Source organism: Bacillus sp. RE35 (genome assembly GCF_052146655.1).
GTDB lineage: Bacteria > Bacillota > Bacilli > Bacillales > Bacillaceae_G > Bacillus_A > Bacillus_A cereus.
In genome coordinates, this window is the sequence record NZ_CP197377.1 from 2354795 (window position 1) to 2380615 (window position 25821).

The window sequence follows — 25821 nt, forward strand, 5'->3', positions numbered from 1 at the left end:
ACTAAAACATCCGATAATTTATGTAATTAGATTTATAGGGTGTATGTACATTCACTTATATAGGGAAAATGAGGTTTTTCATATGAAGTATAGTTATAAAGTGTTTATATTTATTTGGACAATTATTTTATTGTTTTTTCTACTTTATTTTGGTTACAGTGAAATTTCCGAAAACGAGCAAATGCCAGTCATAACAATCAAACAATAAAAATAAGAAATACTACAAAAGCAAAACATAATAAAAATAGATACCCGAAAATGTTTAAGAACAGGAACAATTACATGCATAAACAACCTTACGATTTCCATGCATACCCCACGTCATTTGGGCAATAGGGGAAAAGTATTATTATTTGGCGTGCGCAATCTTCCATCACTAGTAGAAACGGAAAGTTCCGTATACCTGCTGAAGGAGGAAGATGTCTACCTGCCAGGGGGCGGATCTATTCAGCATCTAGAAATATTGGAATTAAAAGTGTAGAAAACAAATAGTGAAAAGGGAACATATCTTGTGATTCCTTTTTTATTCTTGTAGATAAGTCTGGGGAGAAAACAGGGATTTCTGCACGCAACATAGATCTCATCGGTATACTAATTGTGTTTTACGTATAGCTGGGAGTTGGTGTGATGGTATTTGCAATGGATGTGAGATTCCGTCATTCTTTTCATGAAATTGAATCATTAGACATTCCAAATATATTGTTTCCGAGTCAGTGCAGGAAATTGTATCAAGTGATTGGAATCGGCATTCAAGAAGAATTCCGCAATCCCTATGTCATTATAAAAGAGCAACATGGTTCCGTTACATTCCGATTACCAGAAGAATTATCAACATGGGTGCAGAACAAATTATTACTTGTTAAAGGGGGCCAGTTTGTTTCCATACTGCATTTCAGTTAGCCATGCGAAGTTTTGTGCCATTTTTTGATCTCGGATATAAAAAGAATAGTCTGTCAGGTTAGGTGAGGAGATGCCACCTCTGACTTTCACATCATACGTAGGATGTGGTGTAACTTGAATCAATTCAGATTTATGATTCTGAATAAACATTCTAACCTTTTCAAACTTGTTAATTACGGGCTGTATCTCCATTTTAAACCGATCATAGGGATATGTTTTATTTTTATTGTAATACCTATCCAGTTCAATCAACTCTGACACTGCTGTATCAAATTCACTCTTTACTTCAGGATTTACTTTTTGCAACCATTCTTTTGCATAAGAGCGGAATGAAGATCTATAAAACAAATTCATATCAAAACCAGCTAATGTGAGTGGCTTTCCTTTTTCTTTTTGCTCTTTCATATAGGTAAATAATTGTTCAAGTTCCTCAGTTTTCCATACAGAGTATAAGGATTGTTTCATCGCTTCTGTAGCGGTTGAGTTATCAAAATTTTGCTGAACAGCTGCTGCTTCCCAAAGCCCTGTTTCAAATGCAATCACATTATATTCCAGGTGTAACAGCTTGAGAGGAAGTGCTGGAAGACGGGATCCCTAAGAAAGCAAAAAAACTAGGTGTGAAATAATCAGTTATTTGTGATGGTGGATTCTCCTAGGTGGAGGGTTCGCCGTTTTTTATTATATGTTATGTTGTGGTTTTTATATAAAGCATATTGAAAAGATGGATTAAATCTTCTGGAATGATGTCTCCATAATTAATAACTTGTACAATAACCTTTCAATTATCACTAAATCCATTCATATCAACAAGTTGTCCCATATATCCCTTTGTAGCAATATCTTTTAAAGTACGCTAAAAAATACCCTTTATTTTATCTTTATCTTATCTTTACCTTATCTTTAAATTTTTATATTAAACTTAAAACCTTAAAGTATTGATGTTTGAGTCTAAAAAGGGCGGGAGATAGATGTTCATTACATAGTTTGTAAATAACCAATTACCTTTGAAAAATTAAATTTTTTATACGAGGAGGAATATATGAAGGATACAAGTAAAAAACAAATTATAAAAGTGTTCCTTATTAGTATTTTAGGCTTAGTAATAATACTTGGAATGCTATATTTTAATCATAAAACCAATATTCAACAAAATAAAGCGCAAGCCACCGAAAAACGTGTATTGCAATATGAGTCTACCTTAAAAAAAGAATTAGAAAAATATAATTTAGGAGAGAAAACACCAATTTTATTAGGAATTATGTATCAAGAGAGTAGAGGTGAGGGAAACGATCCTATGCAGTCATCTGAATCACTTGGATTAAAGCCAAATGAAATTCAAGAGACAAGCTTGAGCATTGAACAAGGGGTAAAACACTTTGCTAAAATGTACAAATATGGAACGGACAAGGATGTTAGCATGGATACAATTATTCAAAGCTATAATATGGGGCCAGGTTATATTGATTTTGTTGCTAGTCAAGAAGTTAAACAACACTCGGAGGATTCAGCCAAAAAGTTTTCTAAGATGAAAGTTGATCAAAATCCAGCGATGTATACTTGTGGTGGAAATAAAAATAATTTTAGGTATCCATATTGTTATGGTGATTTCACATATGCCACAAAGGTAAATGAAAAAACAAAACTTATTGAAGAACTTCTTCGAAATGTACATAGCTCTTCTAAATAAGTTGCAGAATAAAATATAATGATACCGTCAGTTAATAATAATAATAGCTAAGAAAAAACTACTTCCTTTCTTAATTCACATAATTTTCAAAAATAAATCCTGTGGATGTTAATATTTGTTATATAATATATTTGTCAAAGCATTACCCCTAAAGTTTCTACAGTCAATCTGTAAGATAGTTTGTTTGGCTCGTATATTCACCTTAAAACAAAAAGAACTTGTAGAGAGTCCTACAAGTTCTTTTTGTTTTAAGGGTTAAATGTGGATTTAAAATATAGTTGCAATTTTTTGAGGGGGAAAAGTAAATGTTTATAAAAACAGAAAGATTATTAATACGGAAATTTGAGTTCAAAGATTGGCAAGCTGTTCATGAGTATACATCAGATATCAATGTTATGAAATACATACCTGAAGGGGTTTTTACTGAAGAAAATACAAGAAACTTTGTGAATGAAAACATTGGTGAAAACGCTAAGAACTTTCCTGTAGTATTAATTCATAAAGATATTCTGATTGGTCATATAGTTTTTCATAAATATTTTGGTGAGCATACATATGAGATTGGTTGGGTGTTCAATCCTAAATATTTCAATAAAGGATATGCTTCTGAAGCAGCACAAGCTACATTGGAATATGGCTTTAAGGAAATGAAATTACATAGGATTATAGCTACATGTCAGCCACAAAATACCCCATCATATCGAGTAATGGAGAAGATTGGAATGAGAAGAGAAGGCTATTTCAGGAAGTGTATACCACATGGGAATGAATGGTGGGATGAATATTATTACGCTATTTTAGAAGAAGAGTAGTGTTTCAGAATGCATTATTTAAATTGACACTCTTATTCCTAAATAGGCAAGTTGACTATCTTTATTGGGGATTCTTGCTACTAAAGGCGAAGTTTATTTCCGGTATCGCTGACGTGCAAAACTTTGTATAATCTGATCTTATCTCTAAATCACAACTGTTACCCCATCACCATCAAGTTAAAGTTTCGTTTTATTTTGCTAACTTGATGGTGATGTGACGTAACCTTAATTATTTAAAAATTTAAAAAAGGCCCCTTAGTCATGTTAAAGGGACCTTGATCACGCAAATGATCTGTAAACCAATTCATTTTTGATATACAGATCATTTGTATAATAATTTTTATAAATAATTGCTAAATAGTGAATTTACATAAATGCTTTTAGTAGTTCTTGAATTAATGGGATTGCTCCACCTATAAATTTTAAAACTGCCATTGCGATTTCCATATTATTCTCTCCTCTTTTTCGTATTAAGATGTAATAAATCTTTATAACTTTATTATAGTAAGCGCTTACAATAATAACAATACATTTCCGTATGCAATATTGCATATTTATACATTAGATCTCTATTATTCATTTTTTAATGGTACTATAGCGAGGTGAGAGTCTTTAAGGGTTCTCCTTAATAGGAGGAAATATGGAAAGAGTGCAAGCGATTTACAGTAATCAAAAATTTAAGAGTTGGGTTAAACAGGTATTAGCTGTAGGAGGAGTAATAGGGTGCTGTTATTTGGTGTTATATGTTTTCTGTTTCTTAGTTATCATGTAAATAGTATACAACTAAACTAGTAGAGTCTTGCCTAGAGAGGTAAGGCTCTTTTATTGTAGTACCTGGAGATGAGCAAACTACATACAATATCTCTCAGGTTTTTCAGATCACTTTGTAGGATTCCTTGTTTAGAACACTAATTAATATCATTGAAAACAGAATTCTATGGATAAAAAATATGTTTTTACTAGATACATACTAAAAAGATAAGCATAAATTATATTAGATTTTGGCAAAATCTTTTTGAATTGGAAAAGGATTTAAATCTTACTTATAGACTTGATTCCTTTTTATATAATATAATCCTTATATTGATACGTAAATATAATACAGTAATAATAAATTAAAAGCAAGAATTTTAGTAGCGGTACGTTCACACATCCATCAACTTAAGATTTTCAAACAAAAAATTCTTTTTTTAATTGATTAATAGTAAACGAGAAAGATTGGCAAATTAACAACTAAAGAGATTTCTTCAGGTAAAATCTATCAAAAGGTCCTTTACAAAATTTATACATAAGTCAATTATAAAATCATGTAAATATTATGTATTTTTGTAAAAGAAATTCATTGACACTTGTGTATATAAGTAACTATACTCGTTACATCAAATTGAATGCGTGATAATACGATTTTATTATTATTACAAACATGTAAATATAAAAATAGAAAATCTCAATTTGATAAATACAATGGTAGAGGTGTTTATTTTAATGAAGCACAAATTAATTGCAACAGGTATCCTTGCAGGAGCTATATTATCCTATTCTTCTAATATTTTAGCAGATACTCATAAATTCCCTGATGTTCCTACATGGGCTGATAAATCCGTTAACTATTTAGTTGATAAACAGGTATTAAATGGTTATCCAGATGGAACTTTTGGTTCAAATGACTCCTTAGACAGAGCTTCGGCTACAAAAATTATGACAAAAGTTTTAGGTATAAAAATTGAGCCTAATGCAAAACCATCTTTTACAGATTCACAAAACCACTGGGCTACTCCTTATATTGCTGCTGCTGAAAAAGCTGGTATTGTTAAAGGTGAAGGTAATGGAATCTTTAATCCATCCGGAAAAGTAACTCGTGCTGCTATGGCTACCATGCTAGTAAATGCATATAAACTACAAAGCACAGCAAATCATAACGAGCAGGTTAGATTTGAAGATTTAAAAGGGCATTGGGGAGAAAAACATGCCAATATTTTAATAGATTTAAAAATTTCTAATGGTACCGAGAACGGTTGGCAACCAAATAGATTTATAACACGTGCTGAAGCTGCTCAACTTACTGCAAAAACAGATATGTTACAACAAAATTTAAACGATGAAAAAGAGGTTATTACTGCTACCTCATATGAAGATTTAAATTTAACAGTGGCTTCGAAAATTACAGCTCAAGAGATTGATAGTTTTATTGCAAAATATCATTCAGATAGTCCCTTAGTTGGACATGGACAAGATTTTATCAATGCGCAAAATCAATATGGCGTGAGTGCTCATTATTTAGCGGCGCATGCGATTTTAGAATCTGGATACGGAAAATCAGAAATCGCATATCAAAAACATAATTTATTCGGTCTACGTGCATATGATGGAGATCCGTTTAAATATGCGAAATATTTACCAAGCTACGGCGATAGTATTGCTTATAACGCTAATTATGTACGAGAAAGATATTTAGAAGAAAGTGGTATGTATTATAACGGGTCAACATTAACTGGCATGAACGTGAAATATGCATCAGATAAAGGCTGGGCTAAGAAAATTGCGGGTATTATGGAACGTATTAAACCGTTTCGTGTAGAAGACTATACATATGCAAAAAAATTACCAAAGAATCCTGAAACATTAGATGTCGACGCGTTATCTAATGAAATTCCATATAAAATGTATGCAGACGGTTCAAGCTCAAATGTTGTATCATCAGCTACTTACTATCAGGTACCTTATCCATTTAATTTAAAAATTAAAAGTAGACCAGATGTAGCTGTCGAGGAGAATAAAGTTGGTACAGTAACTCCTGGAACAACCATCTTTATTTATCGTGAAGATCCGAATGGATGGGTAGAATTCTCTTTTGAAGCTAATGGAGAAAAATATTGGACATTAAAAAATAAATTAAGTATGTAATTAAAAAGATCTATTTCACTAGTTTTAAAAGTATGGGATTGGACAATTGATTCTCTAGATTGGAAATACAATAAATTACCCGTTGATGTAGCAGCTGCAAAGATTATTCAAAATGTCTTAGCAGGTGCTACATCCGCATACTTTTTCGGGAAAATGTTGCGCAAAGTAGGTTCATTTTCAACACTATCTCCTGGTTCACCGTAATCTTCAATGATGTAATATTCTTTATCTTTAATGTATATATTGAATATACAAATATATTGTGTTATGATGTGAATTAGAAACTCGCGTGTTTCAAATACAACATTTTTATCTTTTTGATGACCTCTTATCTTTCCGTAAGAGGTCCTTTTTTATCCCTCCGTATTGCATAGCCGCTAAAATACTATGAAAAGATACTAGAGACTACTACAATGTGATATTCTCTAGTATTTTTTCTTTATCCATATTATCTATTGTTGGGTAATTGATGAATTGTTAATTTTTGTATAATTTTCACAAAATAACTTTGAACCATTATTTATTTCAATATAAAATAATAAAGGTATATATATGAATAGGTATGTCCTTTTTATGTGATGATAATGCGAATTGAAGCGTAATACTGAAACGGTAAACGAGAAGAATCAGGGCCGAAACAGATAGTAAGGAGCAGACAATACTTATAATGAAAACGTTCATAATGGACTGTCTATGGATGGAGAAAAAATACGAAAAGATAAAAGGGGCAAATGAATATGAACAGAGCCTTTAAAGGTACCGTATTAGCAGGGATAAGTGTGGGTTTCTTGCTAGCTGGTTGTACAATAGAAACATATGTCCTAACGCAGTCCAGAATATAAGCAAGTAGATTAAGTATTCTAAGCAGATAAATGAAGACTATAGCGATGAAGAAATTGAAAGACAACTAAGAGGTATAGCATCCTGACTTTCTAAATAACATGAGTGTTTCTATAGAATGAATCCTTAGGAGGGCTATTGTGGAACCTTTAATCAATGCTATTTTATACTTTGTATTTTTATTTGGAGCACTGTTTCTTATACTGGGTACTGCATTGGTTTTATTAATCGCGGCTGCATTACCAGTAATCTGGAAGAAAAATCTATCATTCCTAATGATTAGCTTAGGTATAAATATACTTGTCATTCCATTGTCTTTTTTTATTGGCGGGATGGCAACAGATTCCCCTGGTAGTACGATGCACGATTTTTGGGAAGTATTTTTGTTTATTCAGATATTTCCGTTTCCCCTAGTACTGCTATCTTTAGTTTGGTGGCTTGTGCGTCGAAAAAAAGAAAAAGTTCATGTGTAGCGTTTTTAATGCAAATAAGCTGTCCGTTTGGGCAGCTTATTATATTTATTACTAAGCGTGATTATTTCCAAAATGAATGCAATACCACTATACAGTTAAATTGAAGGTGAACCATATTGAAATCTTATCAAACTTTAGCCCACTTGTATGCATTAGGACTAGGCTGCGGACTTTGGAATAGAGAGGAGGTTATTTCATGGTGCGATAGGTTGATTGAAGCAAATGATCACCCGCCATATGAAATTATGGAGATATCTTTAATGTCTAAAGCAAAGCTGATATATATAGAATCGGCTTTACTGTCATATAGCCGCATAGTTGATGAAAACCCCTCGGTAAACATCCTTCTTTCAGTCTTAAATGAAAAGTTAGTAGCTCAGAAATGGAATATTAAACAAGCTATTACTTGCTCTACTCGATTACTAGTAAATAGAGGCCTGTATTGGGAAGAAGAATATTTTGATTTATACAGCCTTAATGATAGCTATGACTTAGCACAGGAAGGTATCCATTTTAATGAAAAAGATGTGATTTCTGCTTATATCGATACATTAGGTGTTTTTCGCGTCCCTTTTAACGAGTTTGAAGATCTCTATTTACAAGTCATGAAACAGAAGTGGCAAGGGTAGAAGGCAGGAAAAAGAATCATTGAATCGTAAGAGTTACTTCCTGTATTTATCACCAAATTTATCTAGCCAAGACAAATCTGTCTTCGTGTTGATGAATTTTTGTCTCTTAATAACTTAATGCTATCGTTTTTATTTTTTCCGACAGCAAGCTAAGTTAGCATGTTTAATGCATAATGAGACGCCTGTAAATGAGCATTACTATTTAAATTTTTACCAGAGAGTAATTTAGTTAATTAGTAGAAAAAGGAAGGGGCCTATTTGGCTCCTTCCTTTTTCTCATACATACATAACGCTTGTTGACAACTTATGAAATAATAGCATTCATCGCTATTAAAATATAACATTAAAAGCAATTAATTAGATATGTAATTTTGCATATATTGTACTATTTCATGAATAGGAACAAAACTATTTATCTCTTTCTGTATGGAGACAAATAGATTTAGGTTTACTTAAGTTAAGAAGATCTGATCATTGATTACTGGTTAAACCATATTTCTACGTATTTGAAAAAAATTATATTTGATGACGGATCTATTGTCTTTAAGACGGGAGATAAAGTAACAGAAGAAAAAATTAAGAGATTATATTGGGCAGCCAAGGAAGTAAAAGCACAATATCACCGTGTAATTGGAAATGATAAAGCACTAGAACCGGGTAATGCTGATGATGTACTAACAATAGTAATTTATAATAATCCAGATGAATATCAATTAAATAGACAATTATATGGATATGAAACAAACAACGGTGGAATTTATATTGAAGAGAAGGGGACTTTCTTTACATATGAGCGTACGCCAAAGCAGAGTATTTATAGTTTAGAAGAGTTGTTCCGTCATGAATTCACTCATTATTTACAAGGAAGATATGAGGTTCCTGGTTTATTTGGAAGCGGAGAAATGTATCAAAATGAACGGTTAACTTGGTTCCAAGAAGGGAATGCAGAATTTTTTGCAGGATCTACACGTACAAACAATGTTGTTCCACGTAAAAGTATAATAAGTGGCTTATCATCTGATCCAGCAAGCCGTTATACAGCAAAGCAAACTTTGTTCGCCAAATATGGATCTTGGGATTTTTATAAGTATTCTTTTGCACTACAGTCTTATTTGTATAATCATCAATTTGATACATTTGATAAGCTTCAAGATTTAATCCGTGCAAACGATGTGAAAAATTATGATGCGTATCGTGAATTATTAAGCAAAAATACACAATTGAATGCAGAATATCAAGCATATATGCAGCAGTTGACTGATAATCAAGGTAAATATAATGTACCTCAAGTAACAAATGATTATTTAATTCAACACGCACCAAAGCCGTTAGCTGAAGTGAAAAACGAAATTGTAGATGTAGCAAATATAAAAGATGCAAAAATTACAAAACATGAGTCGCAATTCTTTAACACATTTAGCGTGGAAGGCACGTACGTTGGTGGGATATCAAAAGGTGAGTCTGAAGATTGGAAAACGATGAGTAAACAAGTAAATCAAACTTTAGAGCAGTTATCCCAAAAAGGGTGGAGCGGTTATAAAACAGTTACAGCCTATTTTGTAAACTATCGTGTGAATGCAGCTAATCAATTTGAATATGATATTGTTTTCCATGGTGTTGCGACAGAGGAAAAAGAAAAAACGACTACTATAGTAAATATGAATGGACCATACAGCGGGATAGTAAATGAAGAAATTCAATTCCATAGCAATGGTACAACAAGTGAAAATGGAAAAGTTATTTCTTATCTATGGAACTTTGGGGATGGTATAACAAGTACAAAAGCGAATCCTACCCACATATATGGAGAAAAAGGAACATATACTGTGGAACTAACTGTGAAAGATAGTAGAGGAAAAGAAAGTATAGAACAGACAAAAGTTACTGTAAAACAAGATCCGCAAACAGGCGGGTCCCTTGAAGAAGAGAAGATACTCCCGTTTAATACGCTTGTAAAAGGAAATCTGGTTACTCCTGATCAAACAGATGTTTATACGTTTAATGTTACAGATCCAAAAGAAGTAGAGATTTCTGTGGTAAATGAACAAAATATTGGGATGACATGGGTACTTTATCATGAATCAGATATGCAAAATTATGTAGCTTGTGGTGAAGATGAAGGAAATACTATAAAGGGAAAATTCGTAGCGAAACCAGGGAAATATTATCTGAATGTGCATAAATTTGATGATAAAAATGGTGAATATTCACTATTAGTAAAATAAATTCATTTCCGATATGTATACGAGAGTTGTATTTTAGGAGGAGTCTGTCACGATAGGCTCCCCCTATTTTTTTATTTATAAGGATGAAACTAAGCTTCCAACCTGTGTTCCGATTGGGAGGCATACAGGTGACACTCCAGGATTTAGTACTTTTGCTGAAGTACACTTGACGGAGAACGCATGCTTGTTATCAGGTTTGAGTAATACGAAAAGCGCTAACAGTCAGGATTCTTCTTCCATTTGGTGAAAAGGAAAAAATTTTCATGGAACAATAATTTCTCAAGTAGAATATTTTGTTATGTGGAAAATAAAGTAAAATGAATATTTACGTTATAGAAGAAGCGCTGTAAAATATTGTTTATATTAAGATTTTTTGTATATTTCAATAATTAATTCTATTGGCTTTCATTCCAATCAAAAAACTGTCATAAAAAAAGAGGGGGAAGACATTGTTTGCTAAAATTTGTTTGTAAAAGCTTTTAACCTGTTAAGAGCAATCCTAAGGTAGACTATTAATTTCTTTAATAATTTTTGCTTTCCTTTAGTACTTGGCATAATGCATTAAAAAGTTTAAATTTTGAAAGGAGAATTTGACATTTTATATATATAGTATTTTTTATTGTATTCCTAACCATTCAAAGAGAAGGGGATGTGATTAAGGTGAATAATACATATAATGAAAAGACGCATACATTGATTAAACAATTATTAAAAAAGTTTTCACCAAAAGTTCCTGGCTTTGCATATATGGCCAGTTTTGATAGCGGAGTAACGTATAAAGGTGCAGTTGGCTTAGCTTCTATAGAGGAAAATCTACCGATAACCACAAAGAGCGTTTTTAATATCGCCTCAGTTTCTAAACAATTTACAGCGTTTTCTATATTACTCTTAGAACAAGAGGGAAGATTGAGTTTAGATGATTCAATTGTAAAGTTTGTCCCTTCTATAGGAACATATGCTGAACCAGTAACATTGAGGCATCTAATTCATCATACTGGCGGACTAGTTGATTATATGGAATTGGCTCATGCGGAAAATATTGAATTTACTGATATATTAACTGTGGAACAATCGCTAAAACACCTTAATGGTCATCAAATTGCAAGGTTCCCTGTTGGCACAAAATTTGAGTATAGCAATACAGGATATTTTTTATTGTCATTGGTGGTAGAGAAGGTAAGCGGGAAGTCTTTACGTCAGTTTGCAAAAGAACGTATTTTTGATTCTTTAAATATGAAAGACACAACAATTGTAGATTGCTACCCAACTACTATATCAATTGCTAGGGGGTATTCAAAGAATGAACAAGGAGCATATATGGTCTATGAAAGCCCTTGGGAACATACAGGTGATGGGGCAGTTCATGCAACAGTCGAAGACCTGGTAAAGTGGGGAGAAAATTTAACTACAGGTACCGTTGGCGGAAAAGAACTTGTTAAAAGAATGAGCGAAATAGGTCCGGAAATTTCTCCAACTAGGGAAACGATTATTGACAATGAAGATTATGCTTTTGGGCTAAGGCTTGCAGAAGGTTTTAACTGTCGATACTTGGAACATTCAGGTAGCTGGGCAGGTTATCGTTCATACTTCATGCGGTTTCCAAAAGAATATTTGACTGTTGTAGTACTAAGTAACTATGATGGATTTGACTCTAAAAAATATGCTAATGAAATAGCAGGAATTATTTTAGAAAAGTAAAAAATAGGGTGTAGAAGAGTATCTGGATTTGGTTAACCACACGTTGTTTTAGGGTGTAATTGATTTTGGGAACGGAAGGCAGGCATATATTTATGCCTGCCTTTTTTGTATTAAAATGAACATAGATATTAATTTTTTTGTAAATATGGAACAATGTCATTACTTACACTGTCTATTAAGCGTTAAAACATTTTTTATTAAATAAATTACGAAAGGAATCATCATTTTTAACTAAGGGAGAAGATTGAATTGAAAAAATTATGGATGCTGCTTTTCGTTTGTTTCGCAGTTTTGTTGGTAGGATGTAATAAAAACGAACCACCAAAACAAGCATTTGAAGAATATATCAATTTATGGAATGATAGAAAATTTGCAAATATGTATGATCATTTATCAGACCATGCCAAAAAATCGATTTCTAAAAAAGAATTCACAGAAAAATATCAAAAAATCTATGAGGGGATTGGAGCTAATAATTTAAAAGTTAAAATGAAAGGAGAGAATACGAAAGATAAAGAGCTTTTTCTTTTTGAAGTTAAGATGGATACGGATGTAGGACCAGTTTCATTCATCCATGAAGCAAAACTTGTGAAAGATAAAGAGTCTTGGGAAATAGATTGGACACCAGACTTCATCTTCCCAGGTATGAAAAAAGATTACAAAGTACGTATGCAAATAGAGCAAGGAAAACGCGGAGAAATATATGATCGAAATGGAAAAGGGCTTGCAACGAATGGTAAAGCGACTGAGGTTGGAATTATTCCAGAGAAACTAGGCGAAACAGCAGCGCAAACGAAAGAAATAGTAGCACAATTACTTGATATGTCTATAGAAGAGGTCGAACAAAAGCTCACAGCGAAATGGATAAAACCAGACTCCTTTGTACCAATTGGCATTTTAAAAGAGGGAACCAGACAGAATGATTATATTGAATTAGAAGGAGTTTCATCTCACCCAGTAAATATTCGTACGTATCCATTAGGTGAAGCAGCGGCACACTTAACTGGATATATAGGAAAGGTGAATGCGGAGGAGTTAAAATCACTTCAAAAACAAGGTTATCAAGCAGATGATTTAGTAGGTAAGACTGGTTTAGAGAAAGTGTTAGAAAATAAATTGCGTGGTGAAAAGGGTGGACGCGTATTTATAGAAGATGAGAAGGGGAAAGAGATTAAAAACGTAGCAAAAAAAGAAGCAAAAGAAGGAGAAAATGTTACGTTAACAATTGATGCTGCAATTCAAGAAAAAATCTTTAATGAGATGAAAACTGAAGCAGGGTCTAGTGCAGCGGTCAATCCTAAAACAGGTGAAACAATCGCACTTGTAAGTAGCCCTGCTTATAATCCAAATATAATAGTTAGAGGAGCATCGAAAGCCCAACGAGAAGCATGGAGTAACGACTCGAAACTACCAATGACGAATCGCTTTACACAAGCATTTGTACCAGGTTCCGTATTTAAAACGATCACAGGTGCAATTGGTTTGGAAACAAACACAATAAATCCGAAGGAAGAATTTAAAATTCAAGGATTGAAGTGGACAAAAGATTCATCTTGGGGAAATTACTATGTAACGCGTGTAAAGGATGCAAGTCCAATTGATTTTGATAAGGCAATGAAGTACTCTGATAATATTTATTTTGCTCAACAAGCTTTGAAAATAGGAAAAGATCAGTATGTAAATGAACTGAAGAAATACGGTTTTCATGAAAAATTACTAATCGAATACGAATTTCCTATTTCAATCATTGCAAGAGATGGGATAAGAAACGATATCCAACTAGCAGACACAGGCTATGGACAAGGACAAGTATTAATGACACCACTTCATTTAGCATTAACATATGCACCGATTGTGAATGAAGGGAATATTCCGTCGCCACATCTTTTAAAAGAAGCAAAAGTAGCAGGGAATTGGAAAGAAAATGTGGTTTCTAAAAAGAATCAAGAAATATTAAAGAGTGCATTAATCAAAGTCATTAATGACCCTGATGGTGCAGGGAGAATTGCAAAGGTTGATGGTGTAACGCTTGCTGGTAAAACTGGTACAGCAGAACTGAAAGAGTCGAAAGAAGCAGACGGAAAAGAACTGGGATGGTTCGCAGCTTTCGATGCAAATGCGCCAGACATGATTGTTACAATGATGATTGAAGATGTAAAAGGAAGAGGGGGAAGTAACGTTCCAGGTGAAAAAGTAAAACATGTATTTCAGAAATAATACTTAATTATAAGGTGAATTTTTTGACTACATTTATTACATGTTTGCTTAACTCAAAGATATAAATTGGGGAAAATATAGAGCAATGAAATTTCGAAAAAGCATTCTTTCTAATCGAGAATGCTTTTTTGTTGCGACTCTAGAAAGTTAATACCTTATCTTAATTTTCATTTCTGAAAAGTTGGCATTGCTAATGGTAAATAGAAGAGTATAGCAAGTTGAAATGGACAAGTGGAGTGTTACGTTAAATTCAAAAAACAGATTTTCATGAGTAGAATTTTATCATTGTATGCTTTACTTGTTTTTTAGTAGTATTATTCTGCTTGAAAAAAGATAAACAATGGAACAAATGAAACTTGTATCTTGTCTATATATTGAAACCATAATAAAAGTGAGGGCAGTTTTTATGTTTATTCAAATAAGTTTGAGGTGTGGAAATGGAACAGACGTTTATTGAAAAGTGTAATCATGATGAGCTGGACTATGTTATAAAAGACTATTGGCAAGATGTATGGAATTATTCATTTATTATTACGAAAGATCCACACTTATCAGATGATATCACGCAAGATGTATTTATAAAGGTGTTTAAAAATTGGAATTCATTTCGAAAGGAGTCATCTATTAAAACGTGGATTTTAAAAATCACAAGAAATACGGCAATAAACTATTTGAAATCCTCCTATTTTAAAAGGATATCTTTAATAGGATTTTTTAGTGACGATAAGCAATCCCTGTCAGCAGAACAAGAATTTTTTAACCAAGAAGAGATGAATGAGGTGTGGAAGGTTGTATTAAAACTACCTAAAAAGCACCGTGAAATAATTATATTGGACGCAAAATATGAATTATCATATGAAGAAATGGCTGAAACATTAGGAGTATCCATTGGAACTGTAAAATCGAGATTAAGTAGAGCGAGAAGTAAGGTTTCAAAATTAATAGGGGAGGGTAGTAGTGATGAACAATAAACAAAATCCTGACTGGTATAGAAAAATAAAAAAAGGCCCAATGGAGAATCGTAAAGATGAAGAAGAATTTATTTCTAAAATAAAGCAGTCTATATACGAAAATAATGAAGTGGATTTTGTAAAACATAAAAGACCATTTCGTAAAAAAGCATTACCTATTGTAGTTGTTTTAGTTTGTACAATGTTATTTTTTATTGTTCAACAACCTTGGCTTGATGATAATAAATCACCAGTACAAAGTAGTACTCAAATTAAGCCTAAAACAAAAGATGAGTCTGCTCAAGATCCATCATTAAAACAATTTATGAATGAACTATATCAAAGTACGAACTCAAAAAATGAAAATGACCTGTACAAAGCGTTAAATGATGAAGTTCTATTTAAAGGGAAGAGTTATAAGAAGGATGAACTGAAGTTTGATGAAGATATTTTTCATGAGTTGCAAGTCGCCCTTACAATGGGGGGAGAGTTTGGAAATGATACAAAGCAAGTATATAAAGTACCAAGTGGATTGACGGAAAGTAACCAACCAAAGCAAGCACATTTTATATATGCAACTGTTACTGGAAATAAAACAAAAATTTTAGCAGAACCAAAGCGAGAATCACAAGTTTTATATGAAGTATCTAATGAAATGGTAAAAGCTTGGATTCCAGAAAAAGTGCAGAATGATGGATATATAAAAATATCGACAATTAACGGTAATACTGGATATGTACAGAAAGAGTACATTTTAACTGATATTAAATATTCATTTATGTTCGAAAAGAATAATGAAGGTATATGGAAAATAATAAATATAGATTCTATATGGTAAAAGAGGAAGGTTCACTTTAATGAACCTTCCTCTTTGTTTTTATTCTCTTTTTGAAGAGTATTCCAGTACTCTAAAATTTCTGATGTAACGAGAGCGGCAATGTTTTTTTCGGAATTACTGCCAGGAATAACGACAGAAACGGCAATTTGTGGATCTTCAGTAGGAGCATATGCAATGAAAAGAGAATGATTTATCATTCTTTCTTGCTCATTTGGAAAACCTGTAATACCTGTTTTACCTGCGACGTCAAAGGGCAACTTTTTAATTTCCTCTATATTTTGACTCATTCCACCTTGCACGACACTCCAAAAGTTCATCGGGTAACGATTTGAACTTTCTAAAATGGTTTTAAACTTTTTGGTTTCCTTACCATCTTGACCAATAATCGCACTTACGATTTGAGGTTTATATTTATCACCTTTACTTGCCAATGTTGCTGCATATTGAGCGAGTTGAAGAGGAGTATGCACTTCATTTCCGCCCCACGAGGCATTTAATAAAGCGGAGATTCCATTTTCAAACTTATTAGAAGGATGGAATTCATACTGACCGTCTTCTTCAAAGGGTAAATCAATCCCGGTTTTAGAACGTAGGCCGAATTGCATTAAATAATCTGTCCATATATGTGCCACTTTTTCTACATTTCCATTATTTTGGTTAAATAATGGTAGAGCTACTTTTGCTGTCATAAATGTGTTAGATGAATTAATGATAGCCTGCCTCGGTGTAATCTCACCTGTTGGTGTTCCAGGTGCATTCGTAATGTTATTTTGATTATCATACTGAAAAGTACCTTTATCTAAATAAGTATCTTCGGGTTGAAAAAGTTTTTCGTTTAATCCAATTAAAATAGTAAGTGGTTTTATAGTAGAAGCCATATTTACATAAGATTCACCATACTTTAATTTTTGAATCGCTTTATTTTGCGAAAGAGATTTAATATTTTCTTTTCTAGAAGATACATGTGTATTTAATATATTTGGATCAAAAACTGTCGAGTTGACCATAGTTAAAATCGCGCCAGTTTTTGCATCGCTCACTACAGCATAACCAGCTTTAGCATCAGGTGTTTTCTTAATTTGCGATCTTAATGCTTCTTCTGCCTTTTGCTGCAACTCAGAGTCTAAAGCTAGCCGTACATCTTTTCCTTTTTGTACTTTTTGAATGTTCCATAAGAACTTTTTATTATTCAATTTAAAAATAAGAGTTTTACCTGGTTTTCCTTTTAAATCATTTTCATATTGCAGCTCAATCCCGCTTTTTCCAACAGCCATATGCTTTGAATTAAGGTCATTTTCTACATACCCAATTACTTGTGAACCAATTTCGTGTTTAGGATAATATCGAATCCATTCATCTTTAATTATTACATTATTGGGTTTGTTTTTGTTTATGAATGCAAGTTCATTCTCAGTTATATCAGAGTATAACGGTATATCATTCATAGTCTGCTTTTTACAAGATTGTTGTAATTGAGATTTTATGTTCTCTGTAGAAATATCATGTTGAAACTCGCTTGAAAATTGATTAAAAAAAGCTAATGTGCTTGATGTATCTTGTTTCGATAGCTTTTCATCATTAGAAGTGCAATATAGAGACTTAGCTTTCTTATTTGTAGCTAGTATTGCACCATTTCGATCAAAAATCTTTCCTCTTTCAGCTGAAGAAGTTGCGATAGTAATTGAAATGAAGTTGATTTTTAATAAAATTAGTAAAATCAAACCTACAATAGAAAGAACCGCAAATAATCTCCATCTTTTTGTATGTAACATATAACCCTCCCTTATGTAGCTTACTTCATCTTATATTTAATTATTTTTTTTGTAAATGTGGAACAACTGTATTGTTTAGGTTGTCTATTAAGTATTACAACATGAAGAAAGGAATAATCAATATGAAAAGTTACTAGCAAGCCTATGTGTAAAATATAATATGAGTCACATTGCAAGCGACAAAAAACAAGTGAGAAAAAAGGAAGGGAGATTTATCAATTACGCGGCTATACAAAAAGGAATTAATACTTACAAAGATTTAGAAAAAAAGATAAGACACTATTTATAACCGAATAATGGTTTCAAATATATAGGGAACGTTTAAGTATTAGTGAGGAGTTCCGGAAGAATTATATGGAGGATTTATGAAAGAACAAAAAGGAAAGAAACAGAAGACATATATATCTATTCGGTTAAATATTATGTTCCTTTGCATATTTTTACTATTCTCAGCTATTATTATGCAGCTAGGAAAGGTACAAATCGTTGAGGGAGAGGCTTATAAGAACCAAGTGGAAAGTAGTCAAAATGCAATAACTAGTATTCCAGTTCCACGTGGACAAATTTTAGATCGAGAAGGGAAAACAGTTGTTAATAATAAATCTCTTCGCACAATTACGTATACAAGGGTGAAGGGAATTACGAGTGAAGATATTTTAAAAACAGCAAAAGACTTGGCGAAAGTACTTGAAATGCCTGAACAAGATATAAATAAATTAACAGATATCGATAAAAAAGATTTTTGGATGCGGTTGAATTTGAAACGTGCGGAGACAAAGATTACTAAGAAAGATATAGAAAAGTTTAAAGAAAAGGGTATAGAGGGAAAAGAGTTAGATAAAAAAATAGAAGACTTAAGACGAGGTCGTGTTACAGAGGTAGAATTAGCAGAATTAACAGCACAAGATTTAAAGGTGTTAGCTATTAAAAGTAAAATGAGTTCAGGTTATCAACTAACACCACAAATTATTAAAAAAGATGTAACAGATGAAGAGTATGCGCGGATAAGTGAAAACCTTGCGAATTTTCCAGGAGTAGATGCAACTGTTGATTGGGAACGTAATTATGTAAATGGTAATTTATTTCGTTCTGTATTAGGAAATATTACGAGTAGTGAAGAAGGATTACCGAAAGAAAATTTAGATTCTTATTTAGTACGTGGATATAACCGTAATGATCGTGTTGGAAAAAGTTATATTGAACAACGATATGAAGATGTATTACACGGCACAAAAGAAGAAGTGAAAAATATTACTGATAAATCAGGAAACATTGTTAGCACAGAAATAATCTCTAAAGGAAAAAGTGGTAATAGTTTAACATTAACGATTGATATGGAATTACAAAAGAAAGTGGAAGAAAGTATAGAGAAAAACTTGAGAGCTTTTAAGAGTTCAGAGCCACTGCTCGATCGAGCTTTTGTTGTCATGACGAATCCAAATAACGGACAAATTTTATCAATGGCAGGCAAAAAGATTGTAGAAAAAGAAGGAAGAATAGAGGTTGAGGATTTGGCATTAGGTAACATGACAACTTCGTATGAGCTAGGGTCAGCTGTAAAAGGTGCTACTTTATTAACTGGATATGAGACAGGGGCAATACATCCAGGAGATCAATTTTATGACGCGCCGATGAAATTTAAAGGTACACAAGCTAAGAAATCGTGGAATGTATCCGGATTTGGTAATATTAATGATTTACGGGCTTTACAAGTATCTTCGAATGTATACATGTTCCAAACAGCTTTAAAAATTGCGGGAGTTAATTACGTACCAAATGGCTCATTGGATATTAAACAAGGAGCATTTGATACGATGCGCTATTATTTCAAGCAATTTGGTTTAGGTGTCCCAACAGGTATTGATTTACCGAATGAAATAATTGGACAAACGAGAAAAGTAGATAGTCAACCTGGTTTTTTACTAGATTTTTCTATCGGTCAGTATGATACGTATACGCCGTTGCAATTAGCACAATATATTTCAACGATTGCGAATGGTGGTTATAGAATGCAACCTCAAATTGTACAAGAAATACGAGAACAATCAATAAAAGAAGAGGTTGGCAAAGTTATACGGTCCATAGAGCCTGTCGTATTAAATCGAATTGATATGAAGAAAGAACATATTGATCGGATAAAAGAAGGGTTTAGATGGGTATTCCAAGAAGGTGATGGAACTGGCGTGAAGTATTTCAAAAACGCGCCATATAAACCAGCAGGAAAGACAGGGACAGCCCAAACTGTATATGGTGGAGATGACCCGATTGGCAGAAATGCAAAAGGAGAACGTATGGAATGTTACAACTTAACGTTAATTGGATATGCTCCATATGATAATCCAGAAGTAGCATTTTCTGTAGTAGTTCCATGGCTTCATGATGATAAAAATGGAATTAATTCTATAATTGGAAAGGAAGTTTTAGATGTATACTTTGATTTGAAACAGCAACGTATACATGGTGAATCTACTAGTACAGGTAGTTCTAAGCAAAATTAAGATACTTTTCTCAGGGAAGAGAACCTGTTTGTATAAAGCCATTTATAAGAAAAAATGAAATGTGAAATAAGAGATAGCGGCGATCATAGCTACTATCTCTTATTTTGTTAATAACTCTCATACTAGCTATAAAATTTTTTTCAGTTTATGGAACAAATTTGGTTCGGTGATTGTCTATTATGTGTACGTATAAAAAGGTACTAAAAATTTGGAAGGAATGATGATTTTGAAAAATAAGAGGATGCTAAAAATAGGAATATGCGTTGGTATATTAGGTTTAAGTATTACAAGCCTAGAAGCTTTTACAGGAGGGGCACTGCAAGTTGAAGCGAAAGAAAAGACTGGACAAGTGAAACATAAAAATCAGGCGACGCATAAAGAGTTCTCTCAACTTGAGAAAAAATTTGATGCTCGATTAGGTGTATATGCGATTGATACTGGTACAAATCAAACAATCTCTTATCGATCTAACGAAAGATTTGCCTTCGCATCAACCTACAAGGCTTTAGCAGCAGGAGTATTACTACAGCAAAACTCAATTGATTCATTAAATGAAGTAATCACATATACGAAAGAAGACTTAGTGGATTATTCACCTGTTACAGAGAAACATGTAGATACTGGAATGAAACTAGGAGAAATTGCTGAGGCAGCTGTTCGTTCAAGTGATAATACTGCAGGGAACATTTTATTTAATAAAATAGGAGGACCTAAAGGATATGAAAAAGCGCTTAGGCATATGGGGGATCGGATTACTATGTCTGATCGCTTTGAAACAGAATTAAACGAAGCTATTCCAGGAGACATTCGTGACACTAGTACAGCGAAAGCTATTGCTACGAATCTTAAAGCTTTTACGGTCGGAAATGCACTTCCTGCTGAAAAACGTAAAATTCTTACAGAGTGGATGAAAGGAAATGCTACAGGAGACAAACTTATTCGTGCAGGCGTACCAACTGACTGGGTAGTTGGAGATAAATCAGGTGCTGGCAGTTACGGGACAAGAAATGATATTGCTATCGTTTGGCCTCCAAATAGAGCACCAATTATCATCGCAATTTTATCTAGTAAAGATGAGAAAGAGGCAACTTATGATAATCAACTCATTGCAGAGGCAACTAAAGTTATAGTTAAGGCTCTTAGGTAATAGTATTTTAGTTTTCGCATTTTTAACATGAAAGTATTAAAAGTATAAAGTTAGAAAACGACTCTTTTCGTGTGATAAGAGTCGTTTTTGTATTCTTATTATTAAAAAGGTAAAAGTAAAAATATAACGAATATATATGACATATCTCATATGAAATTTCATGTACTGTATTATTTTATTAATTTAAATAAATTTCAAGAAAGTATAATATAATTCAGTTAGCATATAGAAGTGTTTGATGAGAATGTAAAGGAGAAAATATGAAAAAGAAGATTAATAGAATTGTAATGATTATTTGTATATTAGTAGGTTTTACAATCTTTTTATATTTACAGAACAATTTAATAAGTATAACTGAGGTTAAAATAACCTCTAGTAAAATACCATCCTCTTTTAAAGGGTATAAAATTCTACAAATTTCAGACTTACACAATAAAAAATTTGGCGATAATCAAGATGTGTTAATTCAAAAAATAAAAAGTATAGACCCAGATATTATTGCGATTACGGGTGATTTAATTGACAGTAAATCATACGATGCAGAAGTTAGTATGCAATTAATACGAGAAATTGTAAAGAAATATCCTGTATATTTTGTGACAGGAAACCATGAACAATGGTCTGGAAAGTATAACAGTTTAGAAAAAGAGTTGAAGAAATATGGTGTCAATGTTTTAAGGAATGAACATGTAGGCATTCGAAAGGGTGAGCAAGAGATAAACTTGCTAGGTATTGATGATCCAGAGTTTGGTACTGGAAACCGTGATGAAGGAAATATTATAATAGATGAAATTAAAAAAGCAAAAATTGAAATGCAGCCAGATAGATATAATGTATTATTATCCCACAGGCCTGAATTTATAAAGGAATATACGAATGAGCGGTTGGATTTGGTTTTATCGGGACATGCTCATGGAGGGCAAGTTAGATTGCCATTTATCGGTGGATTAGTTGCTCCAAATCAAGGTGTTTTACCTAAATATACAGCGGGTTTATATGTAGAACAAAATACATCAATGGTAGTGAGTAGAGGATTAGGAAATAGTATCATTCCGCAAAGGATTTTGAATAGGCCAGAAATTGTAGTCGTGCAGCTAAATTAAGCTGTACGATTTTTTTATACAAAAATGAGTAAAGGGGCTTTCTGTATTTTGTAGGAGTAAACATTACAATTTTGTTAAAAATTTTCTACGTTACATAAAGTAACAAAATTTGACCCTCAGTGTTTGTTATAGTGTAAATAATCAAAAAACTTAAAATTTGTCGAGTGAAAATTGTGATAAATAATTCATATAAAAAACTTAAAGGGGTGTACACATGCATAAAGAATATGAAATTGAAGAATACACGGCGATTGAGGAACAAATCCATTATTATTGTAAATGTTTATTAGTAAGTCATCCTGATCAAATAATAAAGTATTTAGAAAAAAGGTTAGAAAAATATGCAGAAACATTACAATATGCACATTTATATCCTGACACAGTTATTTTACCGTTACAGCAATTAGTTATCGAATATTCTTTAGACGTTGCTAGAATTCGGAAGTATATGAATTTAAAAACGTAAAGTGAAATTTATAGTTTAAATGAAACAGAGTCGACTTTAGGAAATGAAATTCTAATGTCGACTCTGTTTCATTGTTTAATATCGGTGATTGAACATACATACTAATCAACGAAGTTTGACATATAATTAAGCAAGAGTAAAATAAAAGTGAGTACTCACTCATTTTTATTAGAAAAGGAGGATGAAACGTGCAACAACCTTCAATTATTTTACGGACTGTATCAAAAAGTTTTGGAAAAAAAGAAGTGTTACACAATCTTTCATTGCAAGTTGAAAAAGCAGAGATTTTTGGTTTTGTTGGACCTTCTGGATCGGGGAAAACAACGCTCATTAAAATGATTGCAGGTATTAATGAGGCAACGAAAGGTGAAGTGCTTGTTAATAATACTAATATGCCTAATTTAAATGAGATGAAACGAATTGGTTATATGGCCCAGGCGGATGCATTATACGAAGAATTATCAGCATATGAAAATGCAGATTTTATAGCAACGATGTATGGACTAAAGGGAAAACGTAAAAAGACAAGAATTGCAGAGGTTTTTGAACTTGTACAATTGTCACAGTATATGAAAAAGCAAGTACAACAATTTTCAGGTGGAATGAAAAAACGCTTATCATTAGCAATAGCGCTCCTTCACGAACCAGAAATATTAATTTTAGATGAGCCTACAGTGGGGATAGATCCGCTTCTTAGAAAAACGATTTGGGAAAAATTTTATGATCTTAAAAAGAAAGGCACAACGATTATTGTAACGACGCACATTATGGATGAAGCTGAATTTTGTGAGCGTCTAGGGTTAATTAGAGAAGGGAAACTAGTTGCGGTTGGAACAACTGAAGAATTGAAAAAACGCGTGTCATCTGGACGGATTGAAGATGTCTTTTTGCTAGAAGAGGTGGTGCCATCATGAGAGTTACTGGTGTAATCATACGTATTATTCGTCAATTTTTTCGAGATAAGCGTTCGTTAGCAATGATGTTTGGAGCACCGATGTTATTACTTTGGCTTTTGTCACTAGTGTTTACACAGAAAGACTATATACCGCAAATTGCTGTTGTTGATATGCCCGCTCAAATAGTAAAAGTGATGAAAAATCAAGAAGCGTCAATTTATGAATACAGTAAGGAAAAGGCGATTTCTGAGTTGGAAAAACAAAAGGTAGATGCAGTATTTCGAATAGAGAATGGAAAAATGAAACTTCTGTTGGAAGGTAGTGATTCGTCAAAAAATCGTGCTGTACTTCAAGTATTGCAAAAAAGCACAGAGAAGAATGATGTATCGATTATGAAACCTGAAGTAAATTATTTACATGGCTCTAAAGACTTTACGATGTTTGATGGGCTTGGTCCTGTATTAATTGGTTTCTTTACATTTTTCTTTGTATTTATATTATCAGGTGTATCTTTCGTAAGAGAACGTTTAAGTGGTACGCTAGAAAGGTTATTATCCACCCCAGTAAGAAGATGGGAAATAGTCGCAGGTTATATTATTGGTTTTGGAATCTTTGCCTTTATACAATCCATTATTATCGTAAGTTTTTCCGTTTATATTTTAGATTTATACGTAGCTGGCTCCATATGGCTAACGTTACTTATTACATGTATGCTCTCTTTAACTGCACTAACATTAGGTACGTTTTTATCGGCATACGCAAATAATGAGTTTCAAATGATTCAATTTATACCGCTTGTTATTGTGCCACAAATCTTCTTTTCTGGATTGTTTCCAATGGAATCTATGAACAAGTGGCTACAAATGTTAGGGAAAGTATTTCCACTCACATACGGCGCTGACGCAATGAGACAAGTGATGATTCGGAATCAAGGGTTTACAGAGATTGCATTAGATCTTACTGTGTTATTACTTTTTGCAATATTATTTGCAGTAGGAAATGTATTTGCTTTAAAGAAACATCGCAAAATATAATAATGACAAAAAGGAGCTTTATAAATGCAGAAGGATTGGCTGGAGGAATTAATAGCTGCAACTAATACGGATAAACGAAATGAACGTCAAATGCGTATATTAGAGGCGGCTGTTGATATGTTTGGAGAAAAAGGATACGCTTCAACTTCAACAAGTGAAATTGCAAAGCGTGCTGGTGTAGCGGAAGGAACCATCTTCCGCTACTATAAAACAAAAAAAGATTTATTACTAGCGGTCGTAATGCCAACTTTAACTAAGTTCGCTGCACCATTTTTCGTACAAACCTTTGCAAAAGAAATATTTAAATCGGATTATGAATCATACGAAGGACTTTTAAGGGTTGTAATTCATAATAGGTTTAAATTTGCTCAAAAACACTTTCCTATGATAAAAATATTAATTCAAGAGGTGCCATTCCAACCAGAACTGAAAAATGAAATACAGCAATTAGTAGAAACAGAACTGTTTTCACATTTCAAAAAGTTGATTGTGAAATTTCAAGAAGAAGGGGAAATTATTGAGATACCACCATCTTCCGTACTACGTCTTACTTTATCAGCTGTATTAGGTTTATTATTAACACGATTTTTATTATTGCCTGAAGAAAAATGGAATGATGAAGCGGAAATTGAAAATACGATTCAATTTATATTGTATGGATTAACTCCACGATTTTAATCGTTGAAGTGTGAATTACATACATTACTTTTAAGTAAAAATAAATCGCCTTTA

At 32.7% G+C, this 25821-nt stretch carries 20 protein-coding genes and 3 pseudogenes; 19 read left to right on the plus strand and 4 right to left on the minus strand.

Translation table 11 applies throughout. The annotated features are described in order from the left end of the window. Window positions 1–627: 627 nt before the first annotated feature. Window positions 628–900 (plus strand): hypothetical protein, encoded by a 273-nt coding sequence (locus tag ACTL4X_RS12135; RefSeq protein WP_002164541.1) that lies wholly within the window; start codon window positions 628–630, stop codon window positions 898–900. On the opposite strand, the gene ACTL4X_RS12140 is transcribed toward ACTL4X_RS12135, so the two are convergent. Further along, window positions 853–1443: an erythromycin esterase family protein gene (locus tag ACTL4X_RS12140; RefSeq protein WP_002042143.1), complete on the minus strand. Its 591-nt coding sequence runs from the start codon at window positions 1441–1443 to the stop codon at window positions 853–855. The genes ACTL4X_RS12135 and ACTL4X_RS12140 overlap by 48 nt on opposite strands. Before the next feature lie 496 nt (window positions 1444–1939). Here ACTL4X_RS12140 and ACTL4X_RS12145 point away from each other — a divergent pair, with 496 nt between their 5' ends. Together ACTL4X_RS12145 and ACTL4X_RS12150 are read left to right on the plus strand one after the other, a co-directional pair. Beyond that, complete coding sequence (locus ACTL4X_RS12145; protein WP_000655735.1) at window positions 1940–2587, plus strand: lysozyme family protein; 648 nt, start codon at window positions 1940–1942, stop codon at window positions 2585–2587. A 305-nt stretch (window positions 2588–2892) separates the two neighbouring features. Then, window positions 2893–3399 carry a GNAT family N-acetyltransferase gene (locus ACTL4X_RS12150; RefSeq protein WP_000470150.1) on the plus strand — a complete coding sequence of 169 codons (507 nt, stop codon included), beginning with the start codon at window positions 2893–2895 and terminating at the stop codon, window positions 3397–3399. A 366-nt stretch (window positions 3400–3765) separates the two neighbouring features. On the opposite strand, the gene ACTL4X_RS12155 is transcribed toward ACTL4X_RS12150, so the two are convergent. Then, entirely contained in the window at window positions 3766–3951 is a 186-nt protein-coding gene (locus tag ACTL4X_RS12155) for a hypothetical protein (protein ID WP_001987408.1), read from the minus strand. Window positions 3952–4884: 933 nt separating this feature from the next. On the opposite strand from ACTL4X_RS12155, the gene ACTL4X_RS12160 reads away from it, so the two are divergent. Together ACTL4X_RS12160 and ACTL4X_RS12165 are read left to right on the plus strand one after the other, a co-directional pair. After that, window positions 4885–6303, plus strand: coding sequence for an S-layer homology domain-containing protein (locus ACTL4X_RS12160; protein WP_000680977.1), 1419 nt, complete (start codon window positions 4885–4887; stop codon window positions 6301–6303). 24 nt (window positions 6304–6327) lie between these two features. Next, a pseudogene (locus ACTL4X_RS12165) lies at window positions 6328–6441 on the plus strand (polysaccharide deacetylase); the annotation flags it as partial. On the opposite strand, the pseudogene ACTL4X_RS12170 reads toward ACTL4X_RS12165, so the two are convergent. Next, window positions 6429–6536, minus strand: a pseudogene (locus ACTL4X_RS12170) (peptidase M56); the annotation flags it as partial. The pseudogenes ACTL4X_RS12165 and ACTL4X_RS12170 sit on opposite strands and share 13 nt — an antisense overlap. Before the next feature lie 747 nt (window positions 6537–7283). Between ACTL4X_RS12170 and ACTL4X_RS12175 the strand changes: the two are divergent. From ACTL4X_RS12175 to ACTL4X_RS12205, 7 genes and pseudogenes are all read left to right on the plus strand, one after another. Continuing rightward, a complete protein-coding gene (locus ACTL4X_RS12175) occupies window positions 7284–7616 on the plus strand; it encodes a hypothetical protein (protein WP_000433519.1) in 333 nt (110 codons plus the stop codon). A 116-nt stretch (window positions 7617–7732) separates the two neighbouring features. After that, the gene (locus tag ACTL4X_RS12180; protein ID WP_000844535.1) at window positions 7733–8245 is read left to right on the plus strand and encodes a hypothetical protein; all 513 of its coding nucleotides are present in this window, start codon (window positions 7733–7735) and stop codon (window positions 8243–8245) included. Window positions 8246–8754: 509 nt separating this feature from the next. Continuing rightward, window positions 8755–10470: pseudogene (colA, locus tag ACTL4X_RS12185) on the plus strand (collagenase ColA); the annotation flags it as partial. A gap of 660 nt (window positions 10471–11130) precedes the next feature. Next, window positions 11131–12168, plus strand: a complete 1038-nt coding sequence (locus ACTL4X_RS12190; protein WP_001066665.1) for a serine hydrolase domain-containing protein — start codon at window positions 11131–11133, stop codon at window positions 12166–12168. A gap of 249 nt (window positions 12169–12417) precedes the next feature. Beyond that, the gene (locus tag ACTL4X_RS12195; protein WP_000737757.1) at window positions 12418–14385 is read left to right on the plus strand and encodes a penicillin-binding transpeptidase domain-containing protein; all 1968 of its coding nucleotides are present in this window, start codon (window positions 12418–12420) and stop codon (window positions 14383–14385) included. A 437-nt stretch (window positions 14386–14822) separates the two neighbouring features. Then, complete coding sequence (locus ACTL4X_RS12200; RefSeq protein WP_000438330.1) at window positions 14823–15356, plus strand: RNA polymerase sigma factor; 534 nt, start codon at window positions 14823–14825, stop codon at window positions 15354–15356. Continuing rightward, window positions 15346–16173 (plus strand): SH3 domain-containing protein, encoded by an 828-nt coding sequence (locus tag ACTL4X_RS12205; RefSeq protein ID WP_001060762.1) that lies wholly within the window; start codon window positions 15346–15348, stop codon window positions 16171–16173. The genes ACTL4X_RS12200 and ACTL4X_RS12205 overlap by 11 nt, the downstream gene beginning before the upstream one ends. 11 nt (window positions 16174–16184) lie before the next feature. On the opposite strand, the gene ACTL4X_RS12210 is transcribed toward ACTL4X_RS12205, so the two are convergent. Next, a complete protein-coding gene (locus ACTL4X_RS12210) occupies window positions 16185–17945 on the minus strand; it encodes a peptidoglycan D,D-transpeptidase FtsI family protein (RefSeq protein ID WP_000903362.1) in 1761 nt (586 codons plus the stop codon). A gap of 365 nt (window positions 17946–18310) precedes the next feature. Here ACTL4X_RS12210 and ACTL4X_RS12215 point away from each other — a divergent pair, with 365 nt between their 5' ends. The 7 genes from ACTL4X_RS12215 to ACTL4X_RS12245 all read left to right on the plus strand — a co-directional run bounded on the left by ACTL4X_RS12215 (window position 18311) and on the right by ACTL4X_RS12245 (window position 25767). Next, on the plus strand, window positions 18311–20443 hold the full coding sequence (locus ACTL4X_RS12215) for a peptidoglycan D,D-transpeptidase FtsI family protein (RefSeq protein WP_440035498.1): 2133 nt from the start codon (window positions 18311–18313) through the stop codon (window positions 20441–20443). 220 nt (window positions 20444–20663) lie between these two features. Next, window positions 20664–21590 carry a class A beta-lactamase Bla1 gene (bla, locus tag ACTL4X_RS12220; protein WP_002164538.1) on the plus strand — a complete coding sequence of 309 codons (927 nt, stop codon included), beginning with the start codon at window positions 20664–20666 and terminating at the stop codon, window positions 21588–21590. A 260-nt stretch (window positions 21591–21850) separates the two neighbouring features. Beyond that, a complete protein-coding gene (locus ACTL4X_RS12225; RefSeq protein ID WP_000727191.1) occupies window positions 21851–22693 on the plus strand; it encodes a metallophosphoesterase in 843 nt (280 codons plus the stop codon). Window positions 22694–22907: 214 nt separating this feature from the next. Further along, window positions 22908–23159: a hypothetical protein gene (locus tag ACTL4X_RS12230; RefSeq protein WP_000548621.1), complete on the plus strand. Its 252-nt coding sequence runs from the start codon at window positions 22908–22910 to the stop codon at window positions 23157–23159. A 188-nt stretch (window positions 23160–23347) separates the two neighbouring features. Further along, the gene (locus ACTL4X_RS12235; protein WP_001187071.1) at window positions 23348–24073 is read left to right on the plus strand and encodes an ABC transporter ATP-binding protein; all 726 of its coding nucleotides are present in this window, start codon (window positions 23348–23350) and stop codon (window positions 24071–24073) included. After that, complete coding sequence (locus ACTL4X_RS12240; RefSeq protein ID WP_001266727.1) at window positions 24070–25089, plus strand: ABC transporter permease; 1020 nt, start codon at window positions 24070–24072, stop codon at window positions 25087–25089. Before ACTL4X_RS12235 ends, ACTL4X_RS12240 begins: the two co-directional genes overlap by 4 nt. Window positions 25090–25113: 24 nt before the next feature. Beyond that, on the plus strand, window positions 25114–25767 hold the full coding sequence (locus tag ACTL4X_RS12245; protein ID WP_001168184.1) for a TetR/AcrR family transcriptional regulator: 654 nt from the start codon (window positions 25114–25116) through the stop codon (window positions 25765–25767). Window positions 25768–25821: the final 54 nt, after the last annotated feature.

What these genes read in the sequence shown, in the direction of transcription:
- ACTL4X_RS12145 (WP_000655735.1), top strand. Translation starts at nt 1,940, where the DNA reads ATGAAGGATACAAGTAAAAAACAAATTATAAAAGTGTTCCTTATTAGT.
- ACTL4X_RS12230 (WP_000548621.1), top strand. Translation starts at nt 22,908, where the DNA reads ATGCATAAAGAATATGAAATTGAAGAATACACGGCGATTGAGGAACAA.
- ACTL4X_RS12210 (WP_000903362.1), bottom strand. Translation starts at nt 17,945, where the DNA reads ATGTTACATACAAAAAGATGGAGATTATTTGCGGTTCTTTCTATTGTA.
- ACTL4X_RS12240 (WP_001266727.1), top strand. Translation starts at nt 24,070, where the DNA reads ATGAGAGTTACTGGTGTAATCATACGTATTATTCGTCAATTTTTTCGA.
- ACTL4X_RS12245 (WP_001168184.1), top strand. Translation starts at nt 25,114, where the DNA reads ATGCAGAAGGATTGGCTGGAGGAATTAATAGCTGCAACTAATACGGAT.
- bla (WP_002164538.1), top strand. Translation starts at nt 20,664, where the DNA reads ATGATTTTGAAAAATAAGAGGATGCTAAAAATAGGAATATGCGTTGGT.
- ACTL4X_RS12205 (WP_001060762.1), top strand. Translation starts at nt 15,346, where the DNA reads ATGAACAATAAACAAAATCCTGACTGGTATAGAAAAATAAAAAAAGGC.
- ACTL4X_RS12200 (WP_000438330.1), top strand. Translation starts at nt 14,823, where the DNA reads ATGGAACAGACGTTTATTGAAAAGTGTAATCATGATGAGCTGGACTAT.
- ACTL4X_RS12135 (WP_002164541.1), top strand. Translation starts at nt 628, where the DNA reads ATGGTATTTGCAATGGATGTGAGATTCCGTCATTCTTTTCATGAAATT.
- ACTL4X_RS12160 (WP_000680977.1), top strand. Translation starts at nt 4,885, where the DNA reads ATGAAGCACAAATTAATTGCAACAGGTATCCTTGCAGGAGCTATATTA.
- ACTL4X_RS12225 (WP_000727191.1), top strand. Translation starts at nt 21,851, where the DNA reads ATGAAAAAGAAGATTAATAGAATTGTAATGATTATTTGTATATTAGTA.
- ACTL4X_RS12215 (WP_440035498.1), top strand. Translation starts at nt 18,311, where the DNA reads ATGAAAGAACAAAAAGGAAAGAAACAGAAGACATATATATCTATTCGG.
- ACTL4X_RS12150 (WP_000470150.1), top strand. Translation starts at nt 2,893, where the DNA reads ATGTTTATAAAAACAGAAAGATTATTAATACGGAAATTTGAGTTCAAA.
- ACTL4X_RS12155 (WP_001987408.1), bottom strand. Translation starts at nt 3,951, where the DNA reads ATGCAATATTGCATACGGAAATGTATTGTTATTATTGTAAGCGCTTAC.